General features: G+C 37.1%; 10 protein-coding genes. 9 read left to right on the top strand and 1 reads right to left on the bottom strand.

The window, feature by feature from the left end; translation table 11 throughout:
- Positions 1-17: 17 nt before the first annotated feature.
- The 4 genes from tssD to BUB03_RS20545 all read left to right on the top strand — a co-directional run bounded on the left by tssD (position 18) and on the right by BUB03_RS20545 (position 3,819).
- Positions 18-425: a type VI secretion system tube protein TssD gene (tssD, locus tag BUB03_RS20560; protein ID WP_048502793.1), complete on the top strand. Its 408-nt coding sequence runs from the start codon at positions 18-20 to the stop codon at positions 423-425.
- Positions 426-814: 389 nt separating this feature from the next.
- Complete coding sequence (gene rocD / locus BUB03_RS20555; RefSeq protein ID WP_073066694.1) at positions 815-2,062, top strand: ornithine--oxo-acid transaminase; 1,248 nt, start codon at positions 815-817, stop codon at positions 2,060-2,062.
- Complete coding sequence (locus BUB03_RS20550; RefSeq protein ID WP_040997609.1) at positions 2,062-2,817, top strand: glycosyltransferase family 2 protein; 756 nt, start codon at positions 2,062-2,064, stop codon at positions 2,815-2,817. Before rocD ends, BUB03_RS20550 begins: the two co-directional genes overlap by 1 nt.
- A gap of 258 nt (positions 2,818-3,075) precedes the next feature.
- A complete protein-coding gene (locus tag BUB03_RS20545) occupies positions 3,076-3,819 on the top strand; it encodes a polysaccharide deacetylase family protein (protein ID WP_083539032.1) in 744 nt (247 codons plus the stop codon).
- On the opposite strand, the gene BUB03_RS20540 is transcribed toward BUB03_RS20545, so the two are convergent.
- Complete coding sequence (locus BUB03_RS20540; protein WP_228417954.1) at positions 3,816-4,913, bottom strand: glycosyltransferase family 4 protein; 1,098 nt, start codon at positions 4,911-4,913, stop codon at positions 3,816-3,818. The two genes, BUB03_RS20545 and BUB03_RS20540, sit on opposite strands and share 4 nt — an antisense overlap.
- Positions 4,914-4,954: 41 nt before the next feature.
- Between BUB03_RS20540 and BUB03_RS20535 the strand changes: the two genes are divergently transcribed.
- From BUB03_RS20535 to gltX, 5 genes are all read left to right on the top strand, one after another.
- A complete protein-coding gene (locus BUB03_RS20535; RefSeq protein ID WP_073066688.1) occupies positions 4,955-5,929 on the top strand; it encodes a WaaS/CpsH family glycosyltransferase in 975 nt (324 codons plus the stop codon).
- Positions 5,926-7,113, top strand: coding sequence for a glycosyltransferase family 4 protein (locus BUB03_RS20530; RefSeq protein WP_073066686.1), 1,188 nt, complete (start codon positions 5,926-5,928; stop codon positions 7,111-7,113). The genes BUB03_RS20535 and BUB03_RS20530 overlap by 4 nt, the downstream gene beginning before the upstream one ends.
- 50 nt (positions 7,114-7,163) lie before the next feature.
- Positions 7,164-8,387, top strand: coding sequence for a glycosyltransferase family 61 protein (locus BUB03_RS20525; protein ID WP_073066683.1), 1,224 nt, complete (start codon positions 7,164-7,166; stop codon positions 8,385-8,387).
- Between the two features lie 268 nt (positions 8,388-8,655).
- Positions 8,656-9,561: a glycosyltransferase family 2 protein gene (locus tag BUB03_RS20520; RefSeq protein ID WP_073066680.1), complete on the top strand. Its 906-nt coding sequence runs from the start codon at positions 8,656-8,658 to the stop codon at positions 9,559-9,561.
- Positions 9,562-9,696: 135 nt separating this feature from the next.
- On the top strand, positions 9,697-11,424 hold the full coding sequence (gene gltX / locus BUB03_RS20515; protein ID WP_073066677.1) for a glutamate--tRNA ligase: 1,728 nt from the start codon (positions 9,697-9,699) through the stop codon (positions 11,422-11,424).
- The last annotated feature ends 10 nt before the right edge of the window (positions 11,425-11,434 follow it).

Below are 11,434 nucleotides of genomic sequence, written 5' to 3'. Positions count from 1 at the left end.
ATTAAAATTTACTAATCATGGCAGAAAGAAATTCAAGAGGAATTTTAAAATTCAACGGCGGTGAGGGACAAAAGTTACTAAAGCTTAACTACAGTGTATCCCGTTCTACAGATGTATCAGGAAGAGTGGCATCAGATCCTTCCAATGCACTCATCAAAATCACAGTGGAAGCTACAGAAAAATCAGACATTCTGGAAAGTCTTCTTAACGGAAAATACAAGCCTACAACCGGAGAGGTTACCTTTAACAAGTCTCACGAAGAAGGAACACTGACTACTTTGAAATGGGAGAACGGATATGTAATCCAGCATGAAGTAGACTTCGACGCAGTAGATGATAACAGCATGTACATCACTTTTGTTGTGAGTGCAGAACAAATTGATCTTGGTAATTCTTCATACAGAGGAGAATGGCCTTCATCTTAAGGATATAATTCCCATATCAAAAAAATAACAACAGACAGAATAGTAGTTTCCGATCGGGATGCTGTTCTGTCTTTTTTTGGCTGTAATGATTGAACTCATATTTCCAGAAATCAATCGGTGAAGATATTGTGGTTAAAGTTAAAAGAAATAGAAATAAAATTTATTGAGATAGAATTGATCTTATAGCAGATAATAAAATTTAGTTTCTAAAATAATATAAAGCTCTCCTGAAAGATATAAAACCTGTTTGACCTTATCAGGCAAAGAAATATTTTCTGAAACACCCCAATCCGGCCCTAAAATACACTTTAAATACTTCCCCGTACCCTATTATGTTTTTGTTCATACATCTCATTAATAATGCTTAAATTTGTCAAAAACCAAAACATATGTCAACAGCAGCAACAGCAAAAAACTCACAGTATTTTATTGACCTTGAAGACCAGCACGGAGCACACAACTATCATCCTCTTCCAGTAGTTCTGGACCGTGGAGAAGGTGTTTTTGTATGGGATGTGGAAGGCAAAAAATATTATGATTTCCTTTCCGCCTACTCTGCTGTAAACCAGGGGCATTCCCATCCCAGAATTGTGTCGGCACTGGTAGAGCAGGCTCAGAAACTTGCCCTTACTTCAAGAGCATTTTACAATTCAAAACTGGGAGAATATGAGCAGAAAATCACTACTCTTTTCGGATTTGATAAGGTACTTCCTATGAATTCCGGAGCTGAAGCCGTAGAGACTGCCGTAAAATTAGCAAGAAAATGGAGCTATGAAGTAAAAGGAATTTCAGAAAACGCAGCCAAAATCATTGTTTGCGAAAACAATTTCCACGGAAGAACCACTACTATTGTTTCTTTCTCAAATGATCCTGATGCCAATCAGAATTACGGACCTTTTACTCCAGGATTTATAAAAATTCCTTACAACGATATTGCCGCATTGGAAGAAGTACTGAACAGAGAAGCAGGAAATATTTCCGCATTTCTGGTAGAGCCTATCCAGGGTGAAGCAGGTGTTTATGTTCCGGACGAAGGCTTCCTTAAAAATGCATCTGAACTATGCAAAAAACACAATGTGCTGTTTATCGCAGACGAGGTTCAGACGGGTATTGCCAGAACAGGCCAGCTTATTGCCTGCCACCACGAGAATGTGCAGCCTGATATCCTGATCTTGGGAAAAGCTCTTTCAGGAGGTATGTATCCTGTATCAGCCGTATTGGCCAATGACAATATCATGAACGTAATCAAGCCGGGACAACACGGTTCTACATTCGGGGGAAATCCAATTGCCTGTGCAGTGGCAGTGGCCGCCCTGGATGTAGTTGAAGACGAAAAGCTATCTGAAAGAGCAGAAAAGTTGGGTCAGCTTTTCAGATCCGAAATTGAAAAAATCATTGCTAAAAATAACCTGATTACCAAAGTAAGAGGAAAAGGCCTTTTAAATGCTATCCTGATTAATGATACTCCGGACAGCTCTACAGCCTGGGATCTATGCTTAAAATTAAAAGAAAATGGTCTCCTTGCCAAGCCAACCCACGGAAATATCATCAGATTGGCACCCCCTTTGGTAATTACAGAAGAGCAGCTGTTAGACTGCGTCAAAATCATTGAAAAAACTATTACAGAATTTCATTAATGAAGTTATCAGTCTGTTATATTGTTTTAAATGGAGAAAGAATCATTGAGAAAAGCATCAGGAGCATCTATGAGATAGCCGATGAGATTATTGTCGTTGATTCTTTTTCCACAGACAAAACCGAGGAAATCTGTACCGGGTTTCCAAAGGTAAAATTTATTCAGAAAAAATTTCTCGGCTTCGGCTGTCAGAAAAACTATACCCTGTCTGAAGCTTCGGGAGAATGGATCCTGTTCCTGGATTCCGATGAAGTTCCGGACCAGAAAGCAGTGCAGGCTATTAAAGAAATTTTAAACAGCTCCAACCCTCCTTATAATGTTTATGAAATCCACTTCAACAACATCCTGCTGAAAAAAACCATTAAGTATGGCGGATGGGGAAACGTATGGAGAGAAAGGTTTTTTAAAAAAGGACATGGAAAATATACTGACGATCTGGTACATGAATGTTTCATAACACAAGATAAAAAAGGAAAATTGCCTGGAAATATCGATCATTATACCTATAAAAGTATTGCCCATCATATTGAAAAAATCAACAGCTATACCCAGCTGATGGCAGAAAAAAAGATTTCCAGCGGGAAGTCGGTATCTCTTTTTAAGATTATTTTTTCGCCTTTTTATGATTTTATGAAAACCTATTTTTTCAAGTTCGGCTTTCTTGATGGGGTTGCGGGATTTTATATTTCTATTACCGGCGCATTTTACACTTTTCTAAAATACATCAAGATCAACGAGATTCTCAAGCTCAAATAATTTATATCTAAAATACAATAGCCGGGCTAATGCTTCCGGCTTTATTTTTTATTTGTGACACCTATTCAAAGGCTTAAATATTATTTTAATATTTTTTTAAGCTAATGCATCTGATATTTAATTATTTTTGAAGATTGTAACAGATCTCTTTTTTTGTAGACTTATCATCATAAAATCAGTCAATCAAATTAAAACAGTAGAATTATTATAAACCGTAAGATCGTTATAGAATATACGTTTTGTAAAATTCAGATAGCCATGTTTAGATTCATTAAAAGGACACTAGGATTTTCGAAAACAGAAAGCGTCCGTATTCTCATGTATCACAAAGTTCTGCCGGAAAAAGAAATTCCAGGTAGAGATTTACTTACTGTGTCTGCAGAAAACCTTGAAAACCAGCTTCAATATATTAAAAGCAATTACAACACTTTATTTTTTAATGATCTGAATACCAGCAACCAGCTGAAGCATAAACTTATCCTGACATTTGATGACGGCTATCTCAATAACCTTCAATACCTGATTCCCTTACTGGAAAAGTATAGGCTGAAAGCAACGATCTTCGTTCCAACTGAGCTTATCGAAAAAAGCGAAAACGAAGAAAACCGCCAGCTGATGACCTTTGACGAGATAAAATCCCTTAATCCCGAATTGGTTGAAATAGCCCTGCACAGCCATGCTCACAGGAACTATTCACAAATCTCCTTACAGGAAGCGGCAGATGATCTCCATAAAAACATCCGTACCCTTGAGGAAAAAGCAATTCCCTTTACAAAGGTACTCGCCTATCCTTATGGTAAATTTCCCAAAAAAGGTAAACAGAAAAAAGAATTTTTCTCTATCCTTGAAAATGCAGGAATCACTTCTGCAGTACGTATAGGTAACAATATTGCCTATTATCCCTGGAAAAATAAATTTGAGATCAAAAGGATTGATATCAGAGGAGACGACAGTTTAAATGTATTCAAGTGGAAACTGAGACTCGGAAAAATTAAATTTTAATTCAGCAGCTCATTATAGAGCTTCTCATAGGCAGCCGCCATCTCAAGATAGCCGAATTTTATTGCCCTGGCTTTTAATTTTAAGGCATACTCATCTTTTCCGGAGCCATAGAGCTGCATTCCCGATGCATACACCTGCTGCATGTGCTCTGCCGAAAAATTATCGAAATAGAAAGCTAAATCTCCTCCAATTTCCGGGAGGCTTGTTAGTTTACTTAGAAAAACAGGTTTCCCGAAATGCATGGCTTCCACAGGCGGAATTCCAAAGCCTTCTGCCAGTGAAGGGTGGCAGTAGGATTCACAATGCTCCAGAAGAAAATACTTTTCATTATTATCTACATTTTCCAAAATATGCACTCTCCTCTCCAGCCCAAGTTTTCTGATTTTTTCTAAAAACTGTTCTTTATAGGCAGACTTCGCAGATGAAGTGATCAATACAAGATCTCTGTCGTTTTTTGAGATAAGGTCCAGAAGCACTTCCTGATTCTTTTTTGGAAAAAGGACCCCGATATTCAGAATGTATTTTTTGCCAATGAAACTGTAAGTGTTGCGGGAACTGAATCCTGTAGTTTCGGGAAAGATAAGTCCGTTATAAATGACTTCAATTTTAACGTTACTTTTCAGTTTGAAAAGTCCCTTATTTTTAAGAAAATCATCCTTCACAAACTCTGAAATACAGACTATTGCATCTGCATTCCCTATATTTTTCTGGACGAGCTTTTTACTTTTATTTACCTTTTTTTCCGAGCTGTTGTCATGTAAGAAATTAAGATCATGAAGCGTCACCACTTTTTTCTGGCCGTTCATTACAGTATGAAAATATTCGGACAGCTGATGAGTGGTATGGATTAGTGAAAAAGGCTTTGTATTGATTGAAAATTTCTTTTGCCAGAGCTTCCAGTCGATGATATTAAAACTTTTTTTTGTGCCTGGAATATTTTTTTTCGGACCGTAAAAAGTATAGTCAAAATCAGACTCTTTTTCGTCCAGACCCTTTATTAATGAAACACATACGTTGGCAATTCCCGACTTTGGGTACTTTAATCTTTCAACATCAATAAGAATTTTCTTTTGCATTCCGCTCAGGGTTTTCATCAAAAATATAAATTTAATTATGAAATTTTTATTTTTGCAGTATGAAAATTTGTTTAATCAGCTTCGATTTCTGGCATTATGATGAACACATAGTGGAAAAACTGAGTGATAAAGGCATTGAAGCATGCCATATCAACATCGGAGCCTTTACCCATAAAAATACTGGTGAGCGTATAAAAAACACTTTCAGCAAGATTTTTCTGGGCAAAAACCCGAAATATCACAAAAGACAAAGTTTCATACTGGAATCTCTGGAAAAAATCGGAAAGCAGGATCAGATTCTGGTCATCAATCCTGAAGCTATTGAGGAAAATATCCATAAGAAGATCAGGGAATATGCAGACCGGAATATTGCTTATCTTTATGACAGCATGGCCAGAAACCCAGCAACACATCTTCATTATTTTGATACGATATTTTCCTTTGATGATAATGATGTGAAAAATTTCGGTTTCGAAAAGATTACCAACTATAATTACCTCGACTATCTTCCTGCCGAAAAGCAGCATCCTAAGCTGGATCTGTTCTACATTACTTCCTATGATAAAAAAAGACTCTCTGCTTTGAATCTTTTGATCAACAGGTTACTGCCCATGAAAATAAAATTTGAGGTGTACATGGTAGGTAAAAAAGGCTGGAAAAATAAGCTGAACCAAATCATTGATCCAAAAAACATTGATATTTTAAAATTCGGAAGAAAAAAAATACCTCATCATGCACTGCCGGATTATTACAAAAATACCAAAGTCATTCTCGATCTGATGCGTGCTAACCAGACCGGGCTCAGTTTCAGGATATTTGAAGCTATGGCGCTGGAAAAGAAAATCATCACCGACAATCCTACGATCAAAACGTATGATTTTTATAACCCCAATAATATTCTGGTTCTGGATAAAAATTTCCGTAATGTAAACAAAGATTTTTTCAATACGCCATACGAAAAGCTGCCTGAAGAAGTTTATAATAAGTATACGCTTGACCATTGGGTGAACACGGTATTTAAACTGAATTCATGAAAGAAATAAAAAATGTACTTATTGTAACCCGGGAATACCAGTCTTCCCGTACTCCCAAAGTAGGCGGTACAGGCGTTTTTTATAAAAATTTGTGTGCAGAACTTGTAAAGAGAGGGATCTCGGTACATGTTTTCCTGATCTCGAAACATGCATTTGATATAGAGGAGAATGGTATAAAGATCCATTCCGTAAAAGATATTTTTAAAGCCAATCCTCTTCTTGAGCTGCTAAGATCGGCTACCGGAAAAGTAAAAGCTCTTGAAAAGATTCATTTTAAAACCTATCTTTCTGAGAAAAAAATAATTTCAGATAAAATAAATACCTGGATCAGGAAGAATAACCTTCATTTTGACATTGCAGAAACCCATGATTTTGACGGTCTGGCACTTTCTATTCCCAAAGAAATCCCTTATGTAATCAGGTGCCATGGTTCCTGGTCTGTTCTGGAGAAGTATTTTGGATATAAAAAAGTTCATAAAGGACGAATCTTCTGTGAAAAAGAAGCCTTTAAAAGCTCGAAAAACATCATTGTGATATCCAAGTACAATGAGGCGATCAATAAAAGCCTTTTCGGCATTAAAAACCCCAAACTCATCTACAACGGTATTGATGAAAAATTCTATAAGCCTTCTGAAAAAGCGGAAGTCATTCACCAATCTGTTTTCTATCTAGGAAATGTATCCTACGAAAAGGGAGCGGAAACTCTTATTAATGCTTTTATTAAACTTAGAAAAAAATATCCCGCAGCATCGCTCCATTTTATAGGTAAGCCCAACCACTACCCTGATTATATAGCCGAAAACATACAGGATCCGGAAAGCAGGAATTCAATTCATTTTTACGGAAACAAACCGGGTGCGGAAATTGTAGAGCTCATAGGCAAAGCAGAGGTGGTCTGCTTTCCCTCCAAAGGTGAAAATTTTAGCTTATCTTTGCTTGAGGTAATGGCTATGCAGAAACCTGTGGTGTGTTCTGCGATAGATTCTTTTAAAGAAATTATAGAAGAACCTGTAAATGGCCTGATTGCCGGGGAAGATCACTTCCACGAAAAGATAAGTCTTATTTTTGAAGACGATGAGCTGAGAAACAGGATTTCAGTGAATGCCCGAAAATTAATAGAATCAAAATTCGGTATTGATAAGATGGCTAATGAAACCCTGGATTATTATAACGGGATTATATAGAACACCTTAACCGATATACCTATTTTTCAGTTCATCCCAAGTTTTAGAATATGAATGCGAAGGAACAAATTGAACATTTAGAAAAGGAGCTTAAAGCACTTAGAAAAAAATATTATATCAAGTCTTTTTTCAGGAAAGCCAAAAGACTCGTAACGGATTTTTTACCACTGGATTCTATCCCTTCTGAATACTGCACGGAAAGAATGACGATCAGTGATAAAGAAGAGTCAGAATTGTTTCTGCCTAAGACGTTTGATACAACTACCCAAGCTACTATAAAAGCCCCTAAAAATGCTATAGAGATTTTTGCCCTTCAGAATGTTTTATGTATTCCCAACTCTACTTATTTTTTAGATCTGAAAAAAGAAAAGATCTACTACGAGAGATGGCATGACGACGACAGGATTACCTATGTCTACAATACCAACAATCTTTTGCAGCATTCGATGACTCTGGCCAAGGTGAAGAACTATAAAGAGGTTTATTATGATGAGGAAGCTATTTTCATGGGTGGAACGTTTACTTTCAATTATTATCATTTCCTGGTAGATATCCTGTCCAAAGTTGAGTATTTCAAATATATTCCTGATGCTAAAAATAAGCTGATCATCATAGATGAAGATGTACAGAAGGTTGAAAACCTGAAGGATCTGCTTATGTTCTTTTTGAAGGATTATAAAATTATGTTCCTCAGCCACGGAAAAAATTATTACCGCTTTAAAAAGCTTTGGCATATCACCAGCAACAATTATGCAGTCCCGAATATTATGCCGGGAATGACTTATGAAGCCGGATTTACCAAACTATCGAAATCATCGCTCCAATATCTCCGAAAAACGGCCTTTGATAATCTGGATCTCGCTAAAGTCCGCATTCAGCCTGTTAAAAGAATATTTATCTCCAGAAGATCTCAGTATAGAAAATACAATGAAGAAGAAATTCTGGCATTAGTACAAAGGCATGGTTTTGAAGAAGTCTTTTTTGAAGATCTGAATATTCATGAGCAAATCTATCTGGTCAACAATGCTGAATATATTATTGGTCCCAGTGGTGCAGCCTGGACGAATGTTTTGTTTGCCAATGAAGGTGCCAAAGGCCTAAGCTGGTTCAGTTCCGTATGGGGAGACTTTGCTATTTTTTCTACCTTAGCTAAACAAGCAGGCTTCGATCTTTATTTCTATATTTATCCGCAGGATTATGAAGGTTTCCATGAGGATTACAGATTGGATCCTGAAATTTTTAATAAGAAGCTGGAGCAGTTACTCAATATTTAAATAGCAGTTAGCCGTCTGATTTTGAATAAAGAACAGAAATCTTATTGCCATACAATGGAAGCTGAGGGTTTATAAATACACTTATATGGTATCCAAAAGAATATTTATGACGAAAAAAATAAAGGATAATCCATTCTTCACATCAATATTTTATACATACTTCCATCTTCAAAAAAGGCAACCTGTTTTAGTAAGAAAATCAGCTGATGAATATTATTATTTTATTTACAGGACCCATCCTTAATTTTAAAAAATTCCATCCAAAAATATGAACAATCCGCCGCTTGTAAGCCTCATTATCATTACCATGAACCATGAAAAGTTCATTGAGCAGGCATGCTTGTCCGCCATTTCGCAGTCCTATCCCAATTATGAAATCATTCTTTTGGATAATGCTTCCAAAGACAAGACATTTGAAAATGCGGAAAAAGTTCTTTCAAAGTTTGACCGCCCTTACAAGATGATCCGGAACACTGAAAGTTTTGGGGTAGCAAAAAATATTAATATTGCCGTTTCACATGCTTCGGGAGAATATGTTTCTCTTCTTTCAGGAGACGACTGGCTCACAGAAGATCATCTTGCAGAGAAGGTTTCATACATTCAGAAGAACCTGGTAGATTTTATCCTTTCGGATGGTTATAAATATTATCAGTCTGAAGATAAAATGACAGATGCCTACAGCCCAAAAGAAAAAAAACAGATCATAGATACCCTTTACCGTTTTTTCCATGAAAATGTTTCTGAAAACAAAACAGCCAATGTAGGGACATTTGTAAAAAAAGAGCTTCTGGTAAAATATCCGTTTGACGAAAACATCAATACCGAAGACTGGGATATGAATCTTAGGCTTACCTCCAAAGGATACAAAATAGGCTTTATCGATAAAAAACTGTTCTATTACAGGATTCTTTCTACAAGTCTTTCACGAAACTGGAAGCTGATGAAAGATTCCTATGAAAAAGTTACTCATAAATACCTCGATTACATCAAAGCCGACAAGGAACTTTATAAAAAATACCAGCTGAAGCTCATTCATTTCAAATATGAAATCCTTTTATCCGAAACAGATTCTGAATCCGAAAAAGAAAGACTAAGAACGGAATGGAAAAAAGAAAAATACAAGGTCAAGTATAAAAATCCTGTCTTATTCTTTAAGCTGCTGATGCTTAAATAAGAGCGAAGTTTGAGGATGAATTAACTCCAGCAGGAACGTTCAGCCCTCCTCTTCGAGCTTCCAGCCCTTTAATCTTAATTTTCTTCACCCGAACTCGGGTAATTTTAAGTAAATTTGCACAAAATTTTTATTGAAATGGAGAAAGTAAGAGTCCGTTTTGCTCCAAGTCCTACAGGACCTTTGCATTTGGGAGGCGTAAGAACCGCATTATATGATTACCTTTTTGCCAAAAACCAGGGTGGTGAATTTGTACTTCGTATTGAAGATACAGATACGGCAAGATACGTTGAAGGAGCTGAAGAATACATCGAGGAAGCTTTAGAATGGTGCGGAATCATTCCTGATGAAAGTCCTAAGAAAGGAGGGAAATTTGCCCCTTACAGACAGTCTGAAAGAAGAGATATCTACGACAGATACACAGAGCAGATCCTGAAAACAGACTATGCTTACATTGCTTTCGATACACCGGAAGAGCTGGATGCCATCCGTGCTGAATTTGAGGCCAACGGAGAGGTTTTCTCTTATGATAATAAAACCAGAAACCGTCTCAGAAACAGTGTTGCACTTTCCGAAGAGGAAGTTCAGAAATTACTGGATGAAAAAACACCTTATGTGGTAAGATTCAAAATGCCGGTAGACAGAACCCTTAACCTTGAAGACATTATCCGCGGACATTCTTCCGTGAATACCAATACACTGGACGACAAAGTTCTTGTAAAGAACGACGGAATGCCAACTTACCATTTTGCCAACATCATTGATGACCATGAAATGGAAATCTCCCACGTGATCCGTGGTGAGGAATGGCTGCCGTCTTTAGGACTTCACACTTTACTATACGAAGCGATGGGCTGGGAAGCACCGCAGTTTGCACACCTTTCCCTGATCCTGAAGCCCGATGTATCAACCTTAATCAATAAAGATAATATCGACAGTATTACAAAATCTTTTGCAGAAGAATTTGTTTTGAAAAACAGTCAGTTTTCTTTTGATGAATCGGCAGAACTTATCAAATCTTTCTTTTCAGAAGTAAAAAGCCCGAGATTTAAATCCATGCTGGGCGAAAACGATAAAGACAACCCGCTAACCGCTTCCGTAAAGCAGTTTTTAAAGAAAGGACTTTCTGGGAAATTAAGCAAAAGAGACGGTGATAAATTCGGGTTCCCTGTATTTCCGTTGGATTTCAAAGATCCTGCAACAGGAGCTGTTTCAAAAGGATACAGAGAAAACGGATACCTTCCTGACGCCTTCATCAATATGGTAGCCTTACTGGGCTGGTCCCCTGCCGACGACAAAGAAGTCCTGTCGCTGGAAGAAATGGCAAAAGAATTTGATCTTCATAAAGTGCATAAAGCAGGTGCAAGATTCAGCAAAGAGAAATCGGAATGGTTCAATCATCAGTATATCCAGATGAAATCGGACGACGAACTTCTTCAGCTGTTAAAAAATACAGATATTAACCTTTCCGGTGTTTCCGATGAAAAATTAATAAAGATCATCGGTCTCATGAAAGAAAGGGCTACTTTCCCTAAAGACATTTACGAAAACGGAAAATTTTTCTTCGAAGCGCCCCTTTCTTATGATGAAAAAGCATCGAAAAAAGCATGGAACGAAGAAACATCTGCTGTTTTAGGTGAATTGGCAGAAAATCTTAGCACTACCGAATTCAGTTCAGAAATCCTGAAGCAGGCAGTCCACGATTTTGCCGAAAACAAAGGCCTGGGCATGGGAAAAGTAATGATGCCGCTGCGTTTATCTTTGGTAGGAGAACTGAAAGGCCCGGACGTTCCGGATATCATGGAACTGATTGGAAAAGAGGAAACTATCTCCCGAATAAACAATGCTATCAATAATTTTAAATAGTTTTTCATAA

Origin of the sequence: Chryseobacterium oranimense (assembly GCF_900129755.1) — a bacterium.
Lineage (GTDB): Bacteria > Bacteroidota > Bacteroidia > Flavobacteriales > Weeksellaceae > Chryseobacterium > Chryseobacterium oranimense.
This window is presented reverse-complemented; position numbering and strand designations above follow the sequence as displayed.

Coding starts and splice junctions, on each gene's coding strand:
- tssD (WP_048502793.1), top strand. CDS start 18: ATGGCAGAAAGAAATTCAAGAGGAATTTTAAAATTCAACGGCGGTGAG.
- BUB03_RS20545 (WP_083539032.1), top strand. CDS start 3,076: ATGTTTAGATTCATTAAAAGGACACTAGGATTTTCGAAAACAGAAAGC.
- BUB03_RS20540 (WP_228417954.1), bottom strand. CDS start 4,913: ATGAAAACCCTGAGCGGAATGCAAAAGAAAATTCTTATTGATGTTGAA.
- BUB03_RS20520 (WP_073066680.1), top strand. CDS start 8,656: ATGAACAATCCGCCGCTTGTAAGCCTCATTATCATTACCATGAACCAT.
- BUB03_RS20550 (WP_040997609.1), top strand. CDS start 2,062: ATGAAGTTATCAGTCTGTTATATTGTTTTAAATGGAGAAAGAATCATT.
- BUB03_RS20530 (WP_073066686.1), top strand. CDS start 5,926: ATGAAAGAAATAAAAAATGTACTTATTGTAACCCGGGAATACCAGTCT.
- gltX (WP_073066677.1), top strand. CDS start 9,697: ATGGAGAAAGTAAGAGTCCGTTTTGCTCCAAGTCCTACAGGACCTTTG.
- BUB03_RS20535 (WP_073066688.1), top strand. CDS start 4,955: ATGAAAATTTGTTTAATCAGCTTCGATTTCTGGCATTATGATGAACAC.
- rocD (WP_073066694.1), top strand. CDS start 815: ATGTCAACAGCAGCAACAGCAAAAAACTCACAGTATTTTATTGACCTT.
- BUB03_RS20525 (WP_073066683.1), top strand. CDS start 7,164: ATGAATGCGAAGGAACAAATTGAACATTTAGAAAAGGAGCTTAAAGCA.